General features: G+C 56.0%; 15 protein-coding genes and 4 tRNA genes. 14 read left to right on the top strand and 5 right to left on the bottom strand.

Annotated elements, in window-relative coordinates:
• The first annotated feature begins 6 nt into the window (after positions 1-6).
• The 13 genes from wecB to ACOTZD_RS15305 all read left to right on the top strand — a co-directional run bounded on the left by wecB (position 7) and on the right by ACOTZD_RS15305 (position 10,770).
• A complete protein-coding gene (gene wecB, locus ACOTZD_RS15365) occupies positions 7-1,137 on the top strand; it encodes a non-hydrolyzing UDP-N-acetylglucosamine 2-epimerase (protein ID WP_174402208.1) in 1,131 nt (376 codons plus the stop codon).
• Complete coding sequence (wecC, locus tag ACOTZD_RS15360; RefSeq protein WP_023323981.1) at positions 1,134-2,396, top strand: UDP-N-acetyl-D-mannosamine dehydrogenase; 1,263 nt, start codon at positions 1,134-1,136, stop codon at positions 2,394-2,396. Before wecB ends, wecC begins: the two co-directional genes overlap by 4 nt.
• The gene (gene rffC, locus ACOTZD_RS15355; RefSeq protein ID WP_022650165.1) at positions 2,393-3,070 is read left to right on the top strand and encodes a dTDP-4-amino-4,6-dideoxy-D-galactose acyltransferase; all 678 of its coding nucleotides are present in this window, start codon (positions 2,393-2,395) and stop codon (positions 3,068-3,070) included. Before wecC ends, rffC begins: the two co-directional genes overlap by 4 nt.
• 4 nt (positions 3,071-3,074) lie before the next feature.
• On the top strand, positions 3,075-4,205 hold the full coding sequence (rffA, locus tag ACOTZD_RS15350) for a dTDP-4-amino-4,6-dideoxygalactose transaminase (RefSeq protein WP_032608214.1): 1,131 nt from the start codon (positions 3,075-3,077) through the stop codon (positions 4,203-4,205).
• A gap of 1 nt (position 4,206) precedes the next feature.
• Positions 4,207-5,457 carry a lipid III flippase WzxE gene (gene wzxE, locus ACOTZD_RS15345; RefSeq protein ID WP_045341204.1) on the top strand — a complete coding sequence of 417 codons (1,251 nt, stop codon included), beginning with the start codon at positions 4,207-4,209 and terminating at the stop codon, positions 5,455-5,457.
• Complete coding sequence (locus tag ACOTZD_RS15340; protein WP_050871029.1) at positions 5,454-6,533, top strand: TDP-N-acetylfucosamine:lipid II N-acetylfucosaminyltransferase; 1,080 nt, start codon at positions 5,454-5,456, stop codon at positions 6,531-6,533. The genes wzxE and ACOTZD_RS15340 overlap by 4 nt, the downstream gene beginning before the upstream one ends.
• Entirely contained in the window at positions 6,530-7,882 is a 1,353-nt protein-coding gene (gene wzyE, locus ACOTZD_RS15335) for an ECA oligosaccharide polymerase (RefSeq protein WP_023323983.1), read from the top strand. Before ACOTZD_RS15340 ends, wzyE begins: the two co-directional genes overlap by 4 nt.
• A 12-nt stretch (positions 7,883-7,894) precedes the next feature.
• A complete protein-coding gene (wecG, locus tag ACOTZD_RS15330; RefSeq protein WP_022646653.1) occupies positions 7,895-8,635 on the top strand; it encodes a lipopolysaccharide N-acetylmannosaminouronosyltransferase in 741 nt (246 codons plus the stop codon).
• Between the two features lie 198 nt (positions 8,636-8,833).
• Complete coding sequence (gene thrP, locus ACOTZD_RS15325) at positions 8,834-10,219, top strand: bifunctional threonine/serine APC transporter ThrP (protein ID WP_023315180.1); 1,386 nt, start codon at positions 8,834-8,836, stop codon at positions 10,217-10,219.
• 102 nt (positions 10,220-10,321) lie between these two features.
• Positions 10,322-10,398: transfer RNA gene (locus tag ACOTZD_RS15320), tRNA-Arg, on the top strand.
• A 67-nt stretch (positions 10,399-10,465) separates the two neighbouring features.
• Positions 10,466-10,541: transfer RNA gene (locus ACOTZD_RS15315), tRNA-His, on the top strand.
• A gap of 21 nt (positions 10,542-10,562) precedes the next feature.
• Positions 10,563-10,649: transfer RNA gene (locus ACOTZD_RS15310), tRNA-Leu, on the top strand.
• A 44-nt stretch (positions 10,650-10,693) separates the two neighbouring features.
• Positions 10,694-10,770 (top strand) — tRNA-Pro (locus tag ACOTZD_RS15305).
• A 505-nt stretch (positions 10,771-11,275) separates the two neighbouring features.
• Here the strand turns inward: ACOTZD_RS15305 and ACOTZD_RS15300 are convergent.
• The 5 genes from ACOTZD_RS15300 to hemC all read right to left on the bottom strand — a co-directional run bounded on the left by ACOTZD_RS15300 (position 11,276) and on the right by hemC (position 16,749).
• Positions 11,276-12,487, bottom strand: coding sequence for a hypothetical protein (locus ACOTZD_RS15300; protein WP_045332950.1), 1,212 nt, complete (start codon positions 12,485-12,487; stop codon positions 11,276-11,278).
• Positions 12,488-12,654: 167 nt separating this feature from the next.
• Entirely contained in the window at positions 12,655-13,854 is a 1,200-nt protein-coding gene (gene hemY, locus ACOTZD_RS15295) for a protoheme IX biogenesis protein HemY (RefSeq protein ID WP_174402214.1), read from the bottom strand.
• 2 nt (positions 13,855-13,856) lie between these two features.
• Positions 13,857-15,050: a uroporphyrinogen-III C-methyltransferase gene (gene hemX / locus ACOTZD_RS15290; RefSeq protein WP_174402207.1), complete on the bottom strand. Its 1,194-nt coding sequence runs from the start codon at positions 15,048-15,050 to the stop codon at positions 13,857-13,859.
• 20 nt (positions 15,051-15,070) lie between these two features.
• Entirely contained in the window at positions 15,071-15,811 is a 741-nt protein-coding gene (gene hemD, locus ACOTZD_RS15285; protein ID WP_003860818.1) for a uroporphyrinogen-III synthase, read from the bottom strand.
• Complete coding sequence (hemC, locus tag ACOTZD_RS15280; RefSeq protein WP_032634371.1) at positions 15,808-16,749, bottom strand: hydroxymethylbilane synthase; 942 nt, start codon at positions 16,747-16,749, stop codon at positions 15,808-15,810. Before hemC ends, hemD begins: the two co-directional genes overlap by 4 nt.
• 350 nt (positions 16,750-17,099) lie before the next feature.
• Between hemC and cyaA the strand changes: the two genes are divergently transcribed.
• Positions 17,100-19,643, top strand: a complete 2,544-nt coding sequence (cyaA, locus tag ACOTZD_RS15275; RefSeq protein ID WP_045350340.1) for a class I adenylate cyclase — start codon at positions 17,100-17,102, stop codon at positions 19,641-19,643.
• Positions 19,644-19,683 lie beyond the last annotated feature (40 nt).

The following is a 19,683-nucleotide window of genomic DNA, read 5'->3' as shown; positions in this document are numbered from 1 at the left end:
ATCGATGTGAAAGTACTAACCGTATTTGGCACCAGGCCGGAGGCCATCAAGATGGCGCCTCTGGTTCATGCGCTGGCCAGAGATCCTGATATTGAAGCGAAAGTGTGCGTGACTGCCCAGCACCGTGAGATGCTCGATCAGGTCTTAACCCTCTTTTCTATCGTCCCGGATTACGATCTCAATATAATGAAACCGGGACAGGGACTGACGGAAATCACCTGCCGTATTCTGCTAGAATTAAAGCCTATTCTGGAGTCGTTCAAGCCGGATGTAGTGCTGGTGCACGGCGACACCACCACTACCGTGGCAACCAGCCTGGCCGCGTTCTATCAGCGTATCCCCGTTGGTCATATTGAAGCGGGTCTGCGTACCGGCAATCTCTATTCCCCGTGGCCGGAAGAGGCCAACCGTACGCTCACCGGTCACCTGGCGATGTACCATTTTGCGCCAACCGAGAACTCACGCCAAAACCTGCTGCGCGAAAATATCAGCGACAGCAAGATCTTCGTCACCGGCAATACGGTCATTGATGCGCTGATTTGGGTGCGTGACCGCGTGCTGGCTAACAGCGAGCTTCAGGCAGAACTTGCTGCGCGCTATCCGTTCCTGAACAACGGCAAGAAAACGATTCTGGTGACGGGCCACCGCCGCGAAAGCTTTGGTCGTGGCTTTGAGCAAATCTGCCACGCGCTGGCTGAAATCGCCGCGCAGAACGAGGATGTGCAGATTGTCTATCCGGTGCACCTCAACCCGAACGTCAGCGAACCGGTCAACCGTATCCTGGGTCACGTGGAAAACGTGCTCCTGATCGAGCCGCAGGACTATCTGCCATTTGTCTGGCTGATGAACCACGCCTGGCTGATCCTGACCGATTCTGGCGGCATTCAGGAAGAGGCGCCTTCACTCGGTAAGCCGGTACTGGTGATGCGTGAAACCACCGAACGCCCGGAAGCGGTCACTGCTGGTACCGTACGTCTGGTGGGAACGGATCCGCGTCGTATTGTCGAAGAGGTCACGCGCTTACTGCATGACGATGAAGAGTATCAGGCGATGAGCCGGGCCCACAATCCGTACGGTGACGGGCAGGCTTGTGGTCGTATTTTGCACGCACTTAAACACAATCGGGTAACGCTATGAGTTTTACTACCATCTCTGTTGTTGGTCTTGGCTATATCGGGCTGCCTACTGCGGCGGCCTTTGCCTCTCGTCAAAAGCAGGTCGTTGGCGTAGATATCAACGCGCACGCGGTGGAAACCATCAACCGTGGCGAAATTCATATCGTGGAGCCCGATCTCGATCGCGTGGTGAAAAAGGCGGTGGACGGTGGCTTCCTGCGCGCCAGCACCACGCCGGTAGAAGCCGATGCGTACCTGATTGCGGTTCCAACGCCCTTTAAAGGCGATCATGAGCCTGACATGGTTTACGTCGAGGCGGCGGCAAAATCCATTGCGCCTGTGCTGAAGAAAGGGGCGCTGGTTATCCTTGAGTCCACTTCACCTGTTGGGGCAACCGAGCAGATGGCACAGTGGCTGGCCGAGGCGCGTCCCGATCTTAGCTTCCCCCAGCAAGTGGGCGACCAGGCCGATATCAATATCGCCTACTGCCCTGAGCGCGTACTGCCAGGCCAGGTGATGGTGGAACTGATTAAAAATGACCGCGTGATTGGCGGCATGACGCCAGTCTGCTCCGCGCGCGCCAGCGAGCTGTATAAAATTTTCCTTGAAGGCGAATGTGTGGTGACCAACTCCCGCACCGCCGAGATGTGCAAACTGACCGAAAACAGTTTCCGCGACGTTAACATCGCGTTTGCGAATGAACTGTCGTTGATTTGCGCCGATCAGGGGATTAACGTCTGGGAACTTATTCGCCTTGCCAACCGTCACCCCCGCGTGAACATCCTTCAGCCGGGGCCGGGCGTGGGTGGGCACTGCATCGCGGTCGATCCGTGGTTTATCGTGGCGCAGAACCCGGAACAGGCACGCCTGATTCGCACCGCACGCGAAGTAAACGACCACAAACCGCACTGGGTTATCAACCAGGTCAAAGCCACGGTCGCGGATTGCCTGGCCGACAGCGGCAAACGCGCCAGTGAGCTGAAAATTGCCTGCTTTGGTCTGGCATTCAAACCGAATATTGACGATCTGCGCGAAAGCCCGGCGATGGAAATTGCCGAAATGATCGCTGCCTGGCACAGCGGTGAAACGCTGGTGGTTGAGCCGAATATTCATGCGTTGCCGGCAAAACTTGCCGGTCACTGCACCCTTACCGCCCTGGATGACGCGCTGGCGACGGCGGATGTGCTGGTGCTGCTGGTGGATCACAATGCGTTTAAAACGGTCTCCGGTGATGCCGTACGTCAGCAGTATGTTGTTGATACCAAAGGCGTGTGGCGTTGAGTATCCTCAACGGCGTGCTGGAGTCCCTTGAGTGGGAAAGCGCATTTTTTGCGCGTCCCTCAGCGATAGTGCGTCTGCGCGACAATGCCCCTGCGTTGCAGGACGCAGACTTCAGCGCCTGGCAGCGCGTACAGGCTAAGATCCCGGCGGACCGCGCCGATCTGCTGGACGCCCTCCAGCAGCACGGATTCCGGCTGGTCGAGGGCGAGGTTGATCTCTCTGTTACCGTGGCTCGCTACGCCTCACCGGGCGCGGAAATTGCAACGGAGCAGGATATCCCCACGCTGCGCAAGATGGCGGCGCTGGCCTTCGCTCAGAGCCGTTTCCGGGCGCCCTGGTATGCGCCCGATGACAGCGGTCGCTTTTATGCCCAGTGGATAGAGAATGCGGTCAAAGGCACGTTTGACCACGTCTGTCTGGTGTTCCGTACTGACGGGGGACAGATTCAGGGTTTTGTTTCGCTTCGCAGGCTCACCGAGCACGAGGCGCGCATCGGATTGTTAGCCGGGCGCGGCATGGGCGAGAAACTCATGCAGGCGGCGCTGCACTGGGCGGAGCAACAACAGGTATCGACGCTGCGGGTCGCAACCCAGATGGGCAACACCGCTGCGCTTAAACGTTATATTGCGAGTGGTGCCAGCATCGACGCCACCGCCTACTGGTTATACAGGTGACAAGATGATTCCATTTAACGCGCCTCCCGTTGTGGGCACTGAACTTGATTACATGCAGTCGGCTATGGGCAGCGGCAAGCTCTGTGGCGACGGCGGTTTTACCCGCCGCTGCCAGCAGTGGATGGAGCAACGTTTTCACAGTGCCAAGGTGCTGCTGACGCCGTCCTGTACCGCATCGCTCGAGATGGCGGCGCTGCTGCTGGATATCCAGCCTGGCGATGAAGTGATCATGCCGAGCTACACCTTCGTCTCCACGGCGAACGCGTTTGTCCTGCGCGGGGCGAAAATCGTGTTTGTGGATATCCGTCCGGATACCATGAACATCGACGAAACGCTGATTGAAGCGGCGATCACTGACAAAACGCGGGCGATTGTGCCGGTGCATTACGCGGGCGTGGCCTGTGAGATGGACACCATCATGGCCATCGCCAAAAAGCACAACCTGTTTGTGGTGGAAGACGCCGCGCAGGGTGTGATGTCCACCTACAAAGGTCGCGCGCTGGGCACCATCGGTCATATCGGCTGCTTTAGCTTCCACGAAACCAAAAACTACACCGCAGGCGGCGAAGGCGGCGCGACGCTGATTAACGATCGTGCCCTGGTGGAGCGTGCGGAAGTGATCCGTGAAAAAGGGACCAACCGCAGCCAGTTCTTCCGCGGTCAGGTGGATAAGTACACCTGGCGCGATATCGGCTCAAGCTACCTGATGGCGGATTTGCAGGCCGCGTATCTCTGGGCGCAGCTGGAAGCGGCAGAGCGAATCAATCTGCAACGCCTCTCCCTGTGGCAAACCTACTACGACGCGCTGGAGCCGCTGGCAAAAGCCGGACGTATTGAACTGCCGACTATTCCGGCAGACTGTATCCACAACGCTCACATGTTCTACATCAAGCTGCGCGATAACGACGATCGCAGCAAGCTGATTGCCTGGCTGAAAGAGGCGGAAATTATGGCGGTATTCCACTATATTCCGCTGCACTCCAGCCCGGCTGGCGAAGCCTTCGGGATGTTTGCCGGTGAAGACCGCTACACCACCAAAGAGAGCGAACGTCTGCTCCGCCTGCCCCTGTTCTACAACCTCGCGCCGGTGAACCAGCGTACGGTGATCAATTCGCTTCTGAGTTATTTCGCCTGATATGTCTCTGGCAAAAGCGTCGGTGTGGACGGCAGCGTCCACGCTAGTAAAAATTGGCGCCGGGTTACTGGTCGTCAAGCTGCTGGCCGTCTCATTTGGTCCGTCAGGCGTTGGGCTGGCAGGGAACTTCCGCCAGCTGGTCACGGTGCTTGGCGTGCTGGCGGGAGCCGGGATATTCAATGGCGTCACCAAATACGTCGCGCAGCATCATGACGATGCCGAAAAGCTCCGCACGGTGGTGGGCACCTCCTCGGCTATGGTGCTGGGCTTCTCTACGTTGCTGGCCGTCGTCTTTTTGCTGGCGGCGGCACCCATCAGCCAGGGGCTGTTCGGACACACGCATTATCAGGGGCTGGTGCGCCTGGTGGCGCTCGTTCAGATGGGGATCGCCTGGGCAAACCTGCTGCTGGCGCTGATGAAAGGCTTCCGTGATGCCGCCGGGAATGCGCTGGCGCTGATCCTCGGCAGCATCATCGGCGTTATCGCCTACTACTTTTGCTATCGGCTGGGCGGCTATGAAGGCGCGCTGCTGGGGCTGGCGCTGGTGCCTGCGCTCGTTGTCATTCCGGCAGCGTTTATGCTGATGCGCAGAGGCAATGTCCCGCTGAGTTACCTGAAACCGCAGTGGGACAAGATGCTGGCGGGGCAGCTCGGTAAGTTTACCCTGATGGCGCTCATCACTTCGGTAACGCTTCCCGTTGCCTACGTGATGATGCGAAACCTGCTGGCAGCGCATTACAGCTGGGATGAAGTGGGGATCTGGCAGGGCGTGAGCAGCATTTCAGATGCTTACCTCCAATTTATTACGGCTTCCTTTAGCGTCTATTTACTGCCAACCTTATCGCGCCTGACTTCCAGGCAGGATATTACCCGCGAGATTTTTCGCTCCCTGCGTTTTGTATTGCCGGCGGTTGCGATCGCCAGCTTTACCGTCTGGTTACTGCGTGATTTCGCCATCTGGCTGCTGTTTTCGGCGAAGTTTACCGCCATGCGCGATCTGTTTGCCTGGCAACTGGTCGGCGATGTGCTGAAAGTGGGGGCATACGTTTTCGGCTATCTGGTGATTGCGAAGGCTTCGCTGCGGTTGTATATCCTGGCAGAGATCGGCCAGTTTGCGCTGCTGACGGCATTTTCTCACTGGCTGATCCCCACCCACGGTGCGCTGGGGGCGGCTCAGGCCTATATGGCAACTTATATCGTTTATTTCGCTGCCTGTTGCGGCGTATTTTTACTTTGGCGTAAACGCGCATGACTGCACTGATACACATACTGGGATCGGATATCCCGCATCACAACCAGACCGTTCTACGTTTCTTCAATGATGAACTGGCATCCGGCACGCCCGATGCGCGCGAGTTTATGGTCGTTGGACGCGATAACGGTCTGAGCGTGGCGTGTCCGGCATTGCACATCACCTTCTGGCCAGACAAAGCGGCGCTGACCAAAGCCGTTGTCGCGAAAGCTAAAGCGGACCGAAGCCAGCGTTTCTTCTTCCACGGACAGTTCAATACTGGCCTGTGGCTGGCGCTGTTAAGCGGCGGGATAAAACCTTCCCAGTTCAGCTGGCATATCTGGGGAGCGGATCTCTACGAAGTCTCCCGTGGCTGGAAATTCCGTCTTTTCTATCCGCTGCGTCGTCTGGCCCAGGCGCGCGTGGGCTGCGTTTTTGCTACCCGTGGCGATCTCAACTATTTTGCTAAACAGCACCCGAAGGTTCGCGGGGAGCTGCTCTATTTTCCGACCCGTATGGATCCGGCGCTGAACACCCTGGCGAATGACGCGATTCGTGAGGGCAAACTGACCATCCTGGTGGGAAATTCCGGCGATCGCAGTAACGAGCATGTCGCGGCGCTGCGGGCGGTACATCAGCAGTTTGGCGATACGGTGAACGTAGTGGTGCCGATGGGCTATCCCGCCAATAACGACGCCTACATCAATGACGTTCGCCAGCAGGGGCTTGCGCTGTTTAGCGCGGAAAATCTGCACATTCTCAACGATAAGCTGGAATTTGATGACTATCTCGCGCTCCTGCGAAAATGCGATCTGGGCTATTTCATCTTTGCCCGTCAGCAGGGGATTGGTACGCTGTGTCTGCTGATTCAGGCGGGCGTACCGTGCGTGCTCAACCGCGAAAATCCGTTCTGGCAGGACATGGCCGAACAGCATATTCCGGTGCTGTTTACCTCTGACACGCTTAATGTCGAGGTAGTACGGGAAGCGCAGCGTCAGCTCACGCTGGTGGATAAAAATAGCATCGACTTTTTCAGCCCGAACTACCTCACGCCGTGGCACCACGCGCTGCGTATTGCTTCAGGAGACAACGCATGAGCCAGTTGCAATTTAGCGGCTTGCTGGTGGTCTGGCTGCTGAGCACGCTGTTTATCGCCACGCTCACCTGGTTTGAGTTCCGGCGCGTACGTTTTAACTTCAACGTTTTCTTCTCGCTGCTGTTTTTGCTGACCTTTTTCTTTGGCTTCCCGCTGACCAGCATCCTCGTGTTCCGCTTTGATGTTGGCGTCGCTCCGCCGGAAATCTTGTTGCAGGCACTGCTCTCTGCGACCTGCTTCTACGCGGTGTATTACGTCACCTATAAAACGCGCCTGCGCGCGGCGAAAGACACCGCACCCCGTCGTCCGCTGTTTACCATGAACCGGGTAGAAACCCATCTGACGTGGGTTATGCTGATGACCATCGCCCTCGTCAGCGTGGCGATTTTCTTCATGCATAACGGCTTTTTACTGTTTAAGTTACAGTCCTATAGCCAGATTTTCTCCGCCGAAGTCTCTGGTGTCGCGCTCAAGCGTTTCTTCTATTTCTTCATTCCGGCGATGCTGGTGGTCTTTTTCCTGCGTCAGGACAGCAAAGCCTGGCTGTTCTTCCTGGTCAGCACCGTCGCATTTGGCATTCTGACCTACATGATCGTCGGCGGCACCCGCGCCAACATCATTATCGCCTTCGCGATTTTCCTGTTTATCGGCATTATTCGCGGCTGGATCTCGCTGTGGATGCTGGCGGCGGCAGGCGTCTTTGGCATTGTGGGGATGTTCTGGCTGGCGCTGAAGCGCTACGGACTGAACGTGGCGGGCGACGAAGCGTTTTATACCTTCCTGTATCTGACGCGCGACACCTTCTCGCCGTGGGAAAACCTGGCATTGCTGCTGCAAAACTACGACAAAATCGAATTCCAGGGGCTGGCGCCGATTGTTCGCGATTTCTATGTCTTTATACCGACGTGGCTGTGGCCTGACCGTCCCGGTATTGTCCTGAACACGGCGAACTACTTTACCTGGGAAGTGCTGAACAACCATTCGGGCCTGGCGATTTCCCCAACCCTGATTGGCTCGCTGGTAGTGATGGGCGGAACGTGGTTTATCCTGCCGGGCGCGATCGCGGTCGGGTTGATAATAAAATGGTTCGACTGGCTATATACGCTGGGTAACGAAGAGACCAACCGCTACAAAGCCGCTGTTTTGCACAGTTTCTGTTTCGGTGCCATTTTCAATATGATCGTTCTGGCGCGCGAGGGGCTGGATTCATTCGTCTCACGCGTGGTGTTCTTTATGGTCGTTTTCGGACTCTGTCTGCTGCTGGCAAAACTGCTGTACTGGTTGTTTGACAGTGCAGGGCTTGTGCACAGACGTGAGCCACAGGGCAGCACAACGCTGTCGCAAGTCTGAGTAGGGATTATCATGACGGATACAACTTCAGCCCCGCGTTATGCGCTGCGCGGGCTACAGCTGATTGGCTGGCGAGACATGCAGCACGCGCTGGATTTCCTGTTCGCGGACGGGCAGATGAAATCGGGCACGCTTGTGGCCATCAACGCAGAAAAAATGCTGGCGGTTGAAGATAATGCGGAAGTGAAAAGCCTGATTGAAGCCGCGGAGTTTAAATACGCAGACGGTATTAGCGTGGTGCGTTCAATTCGTAAAAAGTTTCCAGACGCTAATGTGTCTCGCGTGGCGGGAGCTGACCTTTGGGAGCGGCTTATGGAACGCGCAGGCGCTGAAGGCACACCGGTATTTTTGATCGGCGGCAAGCCAGAGGTGCTGGCGCAGACCGAACAAAAGCTGCGTAACCAGTGGAATGTTAACATCGTGGGCAGTCAGGATGGCTATTTCAGGCCGGAAGATCGCCAGGCGTTATATGAGCGCGTGCGCGACAGCGGGGCGAAAATTGTCACTGTCGCCATGGGGTCGCCGCGCCAGGAAATTCTAATGCGCGATTGCCGTCTGGTCAGCCCGGATGCGCTCTATATGGGCGTCGGCGGCACCTACGACGTCTTTACCGGCCACGTTAAGCGTGCGCCCAAAGTCTGGCAAAACCTGGGGCTGGAGTGGCTCTACCGCCTGCTTTCTCAACCGACACGAATCAAACGACAGATTCGTCTTCTGCGCTACCTCGCCTGGCACTACACCGGTAAAATGTAATCAATATGCAGCGCGATCTGCTGTTCGCGCTGCAACGCCCCCTGCAAAGCTGCTGAATTTCTGTGCAATGCATTCATTTTTTTAATGCATTGTTTGCCATTTGCCAGAATTTAAGAAACCATTCGCTCCGTATTTCAGTACCCCTCAAAAACAATACCCGGCAATAAGTCGGGAAACAGCAAACACAACCGAGGAATTATGGCAGAGAAAAAACCGGAGCTTCAGCGTGGGCTGGAAGCTCGACATATTGAATTGATCGCGCTGGGCGGGACTATCGGCGTTGGCCTGTTTATGGGCTCGGCAAGCACGCTGAAATGGGCGGGGCCTTCCGTCCTGCTGGCGTATATTATTGCCGGACTGTTCGTCTTCTTCATCATGCGCTCAATGGGCGAAATGCTGTTCCTGGAGCCGGTAACGGGCTCTTTCGCCGTTTACGCCCACCGGTATATGAGCCCGTTCTTTGGTTATCTCACGGCCTGGTCGTACTGGTTTATGTGGATGGCCGTCGGGATTTCGGAGATCACCGCCATCGGGGTCTACGTGCAGTTCTGGTTCCCGGAGATGGCCCAGTGGATACCTGCGCTTATTGCCGTAGGGCTAGTGGCGCTGGCGAACCTTGCCGCCGTTCGTCTTTACGGTGAAATCGAGTTCTGGTTTGCGATGATCAAAGTTACCACCATCATCGTGATGATTGTTGTGGGTCTGGGTGTCATCTTCTTTGGCTTCGGTAACGGCGGGCACGCTGTCGGTTTCGGTAACCTGACCGGGCACGGCGGCTTTTTTGCGGGTGGCTGGAAGGGCTTTCTGACGGCGCTCTGTATCGTTGTCGCCTCCTATCAGGGCGTTGAGCTGATCGGCATTACCGCCGGTGAGGCGAAAAACCCGCAGGTGACACTGCGTAGCGCGGTAGGCAAGGTGCTGTGGCGTATCCTGATTTTCTATGTGGGCGCGATCTTCGTTATCGTGACCATTTTCCCATGGAACGAGATCGGCACCACCGGCAGCCCGTTTGTCTTAACTTTCGCTAAGATTGGCATCACGGCGGCAGCCGCCATTATCAACTTTGTGGTACTGACGGCGGCGCTTTCCGGCTGTAACAGCGGAATGTACAGCTGTGGGCGTATGCTTTACGCGCTCTCGCAAAACAAACAGCTGCCGGCTGTGATGGGCAAAGTCTCCCGCGTAGGTGTACCGGTGGCGGGCGTAGCCGTGTCGATTGTGATTTTGCTGATTGGCTCTTGCCTGAACTACATCATCCCAAATCCGCAGCGCGTGTTTGTTTACGTCTATAGCGCCAGCGTGCTGCCGGGGATGGTACCGTGGTTTGTCATTTTGATTAGCCAGTTGCGTTTCCGGCAGGCGCACAAAAAAGCGATCGCCAGCCATCCGTTCCGCTCCATTCTGTTCCCGTATGCGAACTATTTGACGATGGCGTTCCTGATTTGCGTATTAATTGGAATGTACTTTAATGAAGATACCCGCATGTCGCTGTTTGTCGGGATGATCTTCCTGGCTGCCGTCACAGCTGCATATAAACTTTTTGGCCTGGGTCGCCGTGGCTCCGCCCATAAAGTGGAGGAATAAGCGGCAAAATGTGCAAACCATAACCAAACGCGCATTTTTTTCAAAAAAGCACTAGACAGCGGGGACGGAGGTACGTAATATCCAGCCCCGCAACGGCGCTAAGCGCCCGTAGCTCAGCTGGATAGAGCGCTGCCCTCCGGAGGCAGAGGTCTCAGGTTCGAATCCTGTCGGGCGCGCCATTTTAGTCCCGGCGCTAGAGCTGCGGTGGTCTGAGAAGTAGTCAGAACCGCGTGAAAGAATACAGTGGTGGCTATAGCTCAGTTGGTAGAGCCCTGGATTGTGATTCCAGTTGTCGTGGGTTCGAATCCCATTAGCCACCCCATTATTGAAAGAGTTGTGAATTGCGAAGGTGGCGGAATTGGTAGACGCGCTAGCTTCAGGTGTTAGTGTTCTTACGGACGTGGGGGTTCAAGTCCCCCCCCTCGCACCACGACTTTTAATGAGTTGAACTAAAAATTCAAAAAAGCAGTACATCGGCGAGTAGCGCAGCTTGGTAGCGCAACTGGTTTGGGACCAGTGGGTCGGAGGTTCGAATCCTCTCTCGCCGACCAATTTTGAACCCCGCTTCGGCGGGGTTTTTTGTTTTCTGCGTTTTTTTATCCTGTAGTCATTTCCCGACAACACCCCACATCCTTGTCGCGATTCAGCGACATATAAACCATTAATATTTAAGTATTTATTATTTTACCTCTTAACCTGTCTCCTTGTGGCGACAGATCACCGACTTTAGCGCGATGTTGTATGGCTTCAGGCGGTTCTTAACAGCATAATTTCCTTTTATCTTAAAATGTTGCGCGATGTAAAAGTTCTGCGTGTAAACCTGGCACATTACATGCAATAATATGCGTGTAGATGCTCATTCCATCTCTTATGTTCGCCTTAAGGCCTCATAAACTCAGGAATGATGCAGAGCCGTTTACGGTGCTTATCGTCCACTGACAGATGTCGCTTCGGCCTCATCAGACACCATGGACACAACGTTGAGTGAAGCACCAAATATGTTGTCTTACAGACCTGTTTTAACGCCTGCTTTTATAGCAGGCGTTTTTTTATGCCTTATTCACGATAATGGGCCAGGACCAGCGCCACCAACAGCAGTGCGATAGCAGAGACAGCATATAGCGTCTGAGCCGCTCCCAATATCGTCGCCGTCATTGCGGCGAGGCCCGTAAAAAGGGAAGCGCTCAACGTTTGCCAGCGCCAGGCCTTACCGCTGGCAGCGGATATCTGTATAGCCTGAAAATTACTCAGTACCCCAAACGTACCCGCCGCAAAAACGATATTCGACGCCAGATGCGCGATAAAGATCATCCCCAGCGCAAGCACGACCCATGCGGATAAAAACGGAAGCAACCCATAGGCTGCCAGAAAAAGAGCAAGACAGCTAAGTAGCAAAGGCGATCTTGCTGCAAAGCGCGTCAGACTCTCTTTTCTGAGCAGCAAGGGGCCACAAAGCTGTCCCAGGCTTCTGGCAAAAAGCAAGGGCAGCGCAAGCCCAGCGGCATTCTCGGGGTTGATCTGCTGCGCCAGTGCTGGCAGCAACGCCATTGCTGGCGAGCCTACGGCAGCAAGGGCAGGCAAAATCAGCAAACTGCGTTTTTGTCGAAGGGTCAGAGTTTGCCAGCGCAATGCCACAGGTTGAGGGTCCCCGACAGGCAACGATGCTGGACGCGCTACATACTGGCGTTCTGCGAGAAATAGCATGACCAGCGATCCCATAAAACTGGCGGCGTCGATGACCAGTAAGGCGAAGACCGGGATGCGCTGGAACAACACCACACCCAGCCCGGTTCCTAACAAAACCTGGGAGGCAAAAATCACATTTTCCAGACACGTTGCCGCAGGCAGTTCTGCCTCATGCAGTCCGCGTTTAAACAGAAGCGTTAACGCAGGCCAGCTCATCCCGCTCAGCAACGCTTCTGTGGATTGCACCGCAAGCAGCGCCGGTATGCTGTGGTAATGTGCGCCTGAAAGGGGAAAGAGCAGGGCGAGCAAGCCCAGCCATTCGGTCAGCATCAACAGGTAGAGAGGTGAAAACCGCTGGCACAGCTTTTCACCAATCAGGCTGCCGATAAAACCGGGCACCGTAGCAAAAAGGAAGGCGAGGGTTAACAGCGCTGACGGGGCTGACCACTGTAACAATAATCCGAAAACAACAACCTGAGTTAAGCCATTACCCAGGGAGCTGAAGATAAAGGCGCAGGCCAGCAGGCGGAGCCAGCGATGGCACCGCAGCGCTTCGAAAAGCGCATATAAAAGCGAGTTCATGACGATATCCTTTCAGAAACGGTTTATTCCACGCGGGTAAGCGCGTGTGCAAAAAAAAGTTAAGGAAAAGACATCGTTACATTGGCGGGTTCGTTTGCAGGTGAGTGTTAAAAGAATGTAGCAGGAGAAATGAGATAAAAAAAGGAGGCCATCTGGCCTCCTGTTAATTACTGCTGCGTTCCGTTATTTTGCAACGTCAATAACAGCCCATCACGGCGCATAGCTGCGGCCTCTTCCGGCTTGTGCTGCTTGTCCAGCGAATCAGCAAGCCAGGCGTAATCAAATGCGTCCGGGCGTTGCTTCAGCGCGGCGCGGAAGGCGAGACTCGCCTCCTGCCACTCGCCGTGTTTCATCAGAGACTGGCCCAGCGTACTCCACAGCAGCGGACGATCGCCCACGGTTTTGATCTGCTGGCGCAGTGCTTTTTCAATTTGTTCCGGATTGTTGGTTTTCAGACGCGGGATGACCATCACCAGGCGGTCATCATACTGTCGCTTGAGACCGTCGAGGAGGATCTCCTGCGCGGTGTCATGGTCGTCACACTCAATCAGATGTTCTGCCATCGCAACCTGAAGAGGAACCTGCTGGCGCGTTTTGCGGCTCTGGTTTTTCCACCAGGTTTTCAGGCCGTCGCTGCCGAGATCGGCGCGCGCCTGATCCATCAGGCCAATCCAGGCCAGACGCTGAAATTCATCACGATGTTCATCATCACCCACGTCGGCTTTCGCCATGGAAGGGATAATGTCCAGCAGCGAGCCCCATGCACCGGTCCGAATATATGCCTGCTCAGCAAGACGCAGCACTTCCGGATGACGAGGGGTAATTTCCAGCAGACGGTCAACGCCGTGACGTGCGGCATGGTTTTCATTGCGCGCCAGTTGCAGACGAACGCGGGTGATCTCAACCGGAATCGGATCCTTAGTAGAGAGCTCAGACGCGCGTTCAAGATGCTGATTGGCGCGGGCCTCATCGCCTCGCTGTTGCGCCGCCTCAGCGGCCAGCAGATAGTTAACAACCGGCTGTTCTGCATGGTCGGCATTTTTCGACATTAGCTTTTCAACCTGCTGATAGTCGCCTTCGGCCAGCTTCAGCAATGCCTGCTCGGTCTGCTTACGGGCGCGACGGCGCTTACGGCCAACGAACCAGCCGCGCGTATGTACGCCGGTACGGAAAATACGACGCAGGAGCCACTCCACTGCCAGCAGAACGACCACACCCAGGATCAGGATAATCACCAGCCCTGTTACGCTGGTTTCGATGTTGTAGTTATCGGTCTGGATCAATACGTAACCCTGGTGACCCGCAAGCATCGGCCCCAGTACAATCCCGGCGATCAGCAGGATGAAGAGTAAGAAAACTTTTAGCATCATTACTCTCCTTGCGGCGCGCTTTCAGGCGCTGGCGCGGCGGCAGGTGCTTCAGCCGGACGCTCTGCCGGAACGCCCGGCTGGGCCAGCAAGTTACGCACGCGCGTCTGCATGATCTTCTCCAGAATCGGCTGACTTTCCAGCTTGTCCGGTACGTTCATGGTGATGTTTTGCTGGCTCAGCTTGTCGATATCCTCAAGGAACGCGGTCGTGGTTGCATCATTGGTATCGTAGTAAGCACGTACCCAGGTTGAAACGTTATCCAGCGCCTGTTTGTAGGTCTCTTCCTGGTGACGCGGCACGGCCTGCGCCGCGACCAGCAGGCGGGAACGAATGTTTTCGCGTAGATAGACGTCCTGGTTCGGTGCCAGCAGCGGCACGGCAGTTTCATCGCGGCGGCGAATGGTAATAAATCTGTCCATAAAGTTCTGCCAGCTCTTTTGCAGGTTGATACGCCATTCGCTCAGGGAACTGGACAGCTCGGTACCGTCGGAATCCATCGGAGAGTCATCGTCGTTGTTATCGGCCAGCTGAAGGTTATCAATCTGGTTCGAGAGCTGATTCACCTTAAGGATGATACCGTCGTAGTCGACCTGAGAAACCGCGGACAGGCTGGCGATATCTTCCGTAATAGCGCGGCGTGCGTTGATGAGGCTCGGATCGTTCATATCAGCCAGGCTTGCGTCGGCGCTTTTCAGCAGCGCGGCGGCGGTGGTGACATCCTGATCGCTCCAGAGCTTGCGCCCGGCTAGTTTCACCAGAAAATCGGCCTGTGAAAGTAGCCAGGTTTTGGCATCGGTTCCCGAAATTGTGGCGACTTTTTCCTGCACTTCGCTCAGCTGTTTGGTCAACTCTTCACGTTTGCTGTTCGCGTCGGCGAGGGCGGCAGCCTGCTGTTTGATCACACCTTCCAGCTCAGCTTTTTGCGTCTCCTGCGCTTTCTGTAGGGCAGTGATTTGGTTAACCAGCGCGTCGCTGGTGGCCGTCTGGTTGGTGCCTTGTTTCTTCACCAGTCCGTAGAGACCCACGCCTGCGGCCAGCGCAATCGCGATGGCAATCACGCTCAGCGTGAGGCTGGTTTTATTGCTGCCGTTTTTCTTCTCAACGGTTTTGTCTGTCGTCTCTGGCTGTGACGTGGTGTCCACAGTCTCCCTGGTCTCTTCAACCACGGCGGAGGATTTTTCGTGTTCCGTCATTATGGCTTCCCATTTGAGAGTTATTGTAATGCGCGCAGCAGCGCATCGTTGTCGGCGTTTTCAGCGATCCGAATATCCTGCCAGCCCAGTTCCCGGGCGTGGTTCGCCAGACGCTCACTGACGACCAGAAGCCGACAGCGGAGTAACCAGTTTTCGCGATACCAAAGCGGAATCAGCGACCAAAGCTGTTGTAACATTTCACCGCTGGTGACCACCAGCGTATTAATACCGCGGGCGTGCCAGCGCATTGCTTCTTCCGCGCCATCATAGTGTTTTGCACAGCGCTGATAGCACTCCACAAACGTCACGTCTGCGCCGCGTTCGCGCAGCGTCTCGCCCAGCAGTTCGCGGCCACCGTTGCCGCGCAAAATAAGCGCGCGCTTTCCGGCAATGTTTTGTAATTCAGGTAATTGTAGCAAGACTTCGCTGATTTCCCGATCTAACGGGTAACGAACATCGATTCCGCTCGCGGTATGTAAGGCCAGCGCCGTAGTGCGCCCGATGGCGAAATAGCGGGGGGCGTGAGGCCAGCGAACGCCCTGTTGTTGCAGTTGCGCATGGGCAAACTCCACGGCATGCTGCGACAGCGCAAAGAGCAGATCGCCTTCCTGCAAGAGACGCATCTGGTCAGCGAGCTCAGGCAGCTCGCGACCGGGGGAGAATTCAATCAGCGGAAAACTCCAGGCCACCTGCCCCAGTGCGCGCAGACGGCTCACTAACTGCTCTCCTGCGGGAGAAGGGCGGGTGACAAGTATGCTCATGCAGGGGGCTCTCCGTTATAGACCTCGGCCAGAATTTCACGTGCGCCGTTATTCAGCAGCTCTTCCGCCAGCGATACGCCAAGCGCCTCGGCATCTTGCGGTTTGCCGCGACGTTCACCGCGAACCATATGCGAGCCGTCCGGCGCGCCAACCAGCGCACGCAGCCACAGTTCACCGTCAGTTAATTCAGCATAGCTGCCAATTGGCACCTGACAGCCTCCTTCGAGGCGTGTATTCATCGCGCGCTCGGCTTTTACGCGAACGGCGGTATCGTCATGATTCAGCGGCGCCAGCAGTGCCTGAGTGCGCACATCATCCAGACGACACTCAATGCCGACGGCGCCCTGGCCGACGGCGGGCAGCGACAGCTCCGGCGGCAACGCCACGCGAATGCGTTTTTCCAGCCCCAGGCGTTTCAGGCCCGCAACCGCAAGAATAATGGCATCGTAGTCGCCGTTATCCAGCTTGCCAAGGCGTGTGCCGACGTTCCCGCGCAGCGAACGGATCACCAGATCCGGGCGACGTTCAGCCAGCTGACACTGGCGGCGTAAACTTGACGTGCCGACCACGCTGCCTGCCGGCAACGCATCGAGCGAGTCATATCGATTAGAGACAAACGCATCGCGCGGATCCTCGCGCTCGCAGATGGTCACCAGCCCCAGCCCTTCCGGGAACTCAACGGGCACATCCTTCATCGAATGCACGGCGATATCGGCGCGGTTCTCAAGCAATGCCAGCTCCAGCTCTTTGACAAACAGACCTTTTCCGCCCACTTTGGCCAGCGGCGTATCCAGTATGACATCGCCACGCGTAACCATTGGCACCAGCTCAACGCGTAATCCGGTGTGGCAGGCTTCCAGGCGCTGCTTAACATAATGTGCCTGCCAGAGTGCAAGAGGACTTTGGCGTGTGGCAATTCTCAAAACATTGTCTAACATGCTTGTTACCGTCATTATCAATCGCTAACCATCCTAACATTGTTGACACTCGGATGGCAGTTTTACGGTTGATGAAGAGTGAGAGGGACAGGGCGGCGTATTCGTCAGCCATCGCCGTATTCAGGAATTTACACGTACAGAACGGTGCTACACTTGTATGTAGCGCATCTTTCTTTACGGTCAACCGGCAAGGTGTTAAATTGATCACGTTTTAGACCATTTTTTCGTCTGTACCACCAGAAAAGCAAAAGGCGAAAAAAGGGTAACGGTTATTTTTTGAAATACTGCGGGTCCGCTGCTTTTTCTGTTCTGACTGGCATGCGACACCCGGAAACATCAGGCGATACGTCTTGTACCTCTATATTGAGACTCTGAAACAGAGACTGGATGCCATCAATCAATTGCGCGTGGATCGCGCGCTTGCTGCCATGGGCCCTGCTTTCCAGCAGGTATACAGTCTTCTGCCGACATTGTTGCACTATCACCATCCGCTAATGCCGGGTTACCTCGATGGTAACGTTCCCCAGGGCATTTGCCTCTTCACGCCTGATGAAACCCAACAGCATTACCTGACTGAACTTGAACTCTACCGTGGTATGCCGCCGCAGGATTCGCCGAAAGGCGAGCTGCCGATTACCGGGGTTTACTCCATGGGCAGCACATCATCGGTTGGGCAAAGCTGCTCTTCTGACCTGGATATCTGGGTCTGCCATCAGTCCTGGCTCGACAATGAAGAGCGCCAGCTGTTGCAGCGTAAATGCAGCCTGCTGGAGAGCTGGGCGGCGTCGCTCGGCGTGGAAGTGAGCTTCTTCCTGATTGATGAAAACCGTTTCCGCCATAACGAAAGCGGCAGTCTGGGTGGTGAAGACTGCGGCTCGACTCAGCACATCCTGTTGCTGGATGAGTTTTACCGTACTGCCGTTCGCCTGGCCGGGAAACGTATTCTGTGGAATATGGTGCCGTGCGATGAAGAAGAGAATTATGACGACTACGTCATGTCGCTTTACTCGCAGGGCGTTCTGACGCCAAACGAGTGGCTGGATCTGGGCGGCCTGAGCTCCCTGTCCGCCGAAGAGTACTTTGGCGCAAGCCTCTGGCAGCTTTATAAGAGCATTGATTCACCGTACAAAGCGGTGCTGAAAACCCTGCTGCTGGAAGCTTACTCCTGGGAATACCCCACGCCGCGCCTGCTGGCGAAAGATATTAAACAGCGTCTGCACGACGGGGAGATCGTCTCCTACGGGCTTGATGCCTACTGCATGATGCTGGAACGCGTCACCGAATACCTGACAGCCATTGAGGACGCCACGCGTCTTGACCTGGTGCGTCGATGTTTCTATCTCAAAGTTTGTGAAAAACTGAGCCGCGAACGCGCCTGCGTGGGCTGGCGTCGTGAAGTCGTCAGCCAGTTAGTCAAAGAGTGGGGATGGGACGATGCGCGTCTCGCCATGCTGGACAACCGCGCCAACTGGAAGATCGATCAGGTGCGCGAGGCGCACAACGAGCTGCTTGATGCGATGATGCAGAGCTACCGCAACCTGATCCGCTTTGCCCGCCGTAACAACCTTAGCGTTTCTGCCAGCCCACAGGATATCGGGGTGCTGACCCGTAAACTGTACGCCGCGTTTGAAGCGTTGCCGGGCAAGGTTACGCTGGTTAACCCACAGATTTCGCCTGACCTGTCTGAGCCGAATCTGACCTTTATCTACGTGCCGCCGGGCCGCGCAAACCGCACCGGGTGGTATCTGTACAACCGTGCGCCAAGCATGGATTCGATCATCAGCCATCAGCCGCTGGAATATAACCGCTATCTGAACAAGCTGGTGGCCTGGGCCTGGTTTAACGGCCTTCTCACCTCACGCACCCGGTTGTTTATCAAGGGTAACGAGGTGGTCGATTTAGCCAAGTTGCAGGAGATGGTGGCGGATGTCTCGCACCACTTCCCACTGCGTCTGCCTGCGCCGACGCCAAAGGCGCTCTACAGCCCGTGTGAGATCCGCCATCTGGCGATCATCGTCAACCTGGAATACGACCCGACGGCGGCCTTCCGCAATCAGGTGGTTCACTTTGACTTCCGCAAGCTGGACGTCTTTAGCTTCGGCGAGCAGCAAAACTGCCTGGTGGGTAGCGTGGATCTGCTGTACCGCAACTCGTGGAACGAAGTGCGTACCTTACACTTTAACGGCGAGCAGGCGATGATCGAGGCGCTGAAAACGATCCTCGGCAAGATGCACCAGGATGCCGCACCCCCGGACAGCGTGGAGGTGTTCTGCTACAGCCAGCACCTGCGCGGCCTGATTCGTACCCGCGTGCAGCAGCTGGTGTCTGAGTGCATCGAACTGCGTCTCTCCAGCACCCGTCAGGAAACCGGGCGCTTTAAAGCGCTGCGCGTCTCCGGCCAGACCTGGGGCCTGTTCTTTGAGCGCCTGAACGTGTCGGTGCAGAAGCTGGAGAACGCCATTGAATTCTACGGCGCGATTTCACACAACAAACTGCATGGCCTGTCGGTTCAGGTGGAAACCAATCACGTTAAGCTGCCGCAGGTGGTGGATGGCTTTGCGAGTGAAGGGATTATTCAGTTCTTCTTCGAAGAGTCGGGCGATAATGCCGGGTTTAACATCTACATTCTGGATGAAACCAACCGTGCCGAGGTGTATCACCACTGTGAAGGCAGCAAAGAGGAGCTGGTGCGCGACGTCAGCCGCTTCTATTCGTCTTCGCACGATCGCTTTACCTACGGCTCAAGTTTTATCAACTTCAACCTGCCGCAGTTCTACCAGATTGTGAATGTGGATGGGCGAGCGCAGGTGATCCCGTTCCGTACGCAGGCGATTACCCCTGCGGCGCCCGCTAACCAGGAAACTGCGCCGCTGTTGCAGCAGTATTTTTCCTGAGGCTTTTCGCCGGGTGGCGCTATCGCTTACCCGGCCTACG

Origin of the sequence: Enterobacter cloacae complex sp. SHL022 (assembly GCF_049237785.1) — a bacterium.
Lineage (GTDB): Bacteria > Pseudomonadota > Gammaproteobacteria > Enterobacterales > Enterobacteriaceae > Enterobacter > Enterobacter hormaechei_C.
Note: the sequence above shows the minus strand (reverse complement) of the source record. Positions and strands in the feature narration are given on the sequence as shown.

What these genes read in the sequence shown, in the direction of transcription:
- hemD (WP_003860818.1), bottom strand. Translation starts at nt 15,811, where the DNA reads ATGAGCATACTTGTCACCCGCCCTTCTCCCGCAGGAGAGCAGTTAGTG.
- ACOTZD_RS15340 (WP_050871029.1), top strand. Translation starts at nt 5,454, where the DNA reads ATGACTGCACTGATACACATACTGGGATCGGATATCCCGCATCACAAC.
- wecC (WP_023323981.1), top strand. Translation starts at nt 1,134, where the DNA reads ATGAGTTTTACTACCATCTCTGTTGTTGGTCTTGGCTATATCGGGCTG.
- wzxE (WP_045341204.1), top strand. Translation starts at nt 4,207, where the DNA reads ATGTCTCTGGCAAAAGCGTCGGTGTGGACGGCAGCGTCCACGCTAGTA.
- ACOTZD_RS15300 (WP_045332950.1), bottom strand. Translation starts at nt 12,487, where the DNA reads ATGAACTCGCTTTTATATGCGCTTTTCGAAGCGCTGCGGTGCCATCGC.
- hemC (WP_032634371.1), bottom strand. Translation starts at nt 16,749, where the DNA reads ATGTTAGACAATGTTTTGAGAATTGCCACACGCCAAAGTCCTCTTGCA.
- thrP (WP_023315180.1), top strand. Translation starts at nt 8,834, where the DNA reads ATGGCAGAGAAAAAACCGGAGCTTCAGCGTGGGCTGGAAGCTCGACAT.
- rffA (WP_032608214.1), top strand. Translation starts at nt 3,075, where the DNA reads ATGATTCCATTTAACGCGCCTCCCGTTGTGGGCACTGAACTTGATTAC.
- hemY (WP_174402214.1), bottom strand. Translation starts at nt 13,854, where the DNA reads ATGCTAAAAGTTTTCTTACTCTTCATCCTGCTGATCGCCGGGATTGTA.
- wzyE (WP_023323983.1), top strand. Translation starts at nt 6,530, where the DNA reads ATGAGCCAGTTGCAATTTAGCGGCTTGCTGGTGGTCTGGCTGCTGAGC.
- hemX (WP_174402207.1), bottom strand. Translation starts at nt 15,050, where the DNA reads ATGACGGAACACGAAAAATCCTCCGCCGTGGTTGAAGAGACCAGGGAG.
- wecG (WP_022646653.1), top strand. Translation starts at nt 7,895, where the DNA reads ATGACGGATACAACTTCAGCCCCGCGTTATGCGCTGCGCGGGCTACAG.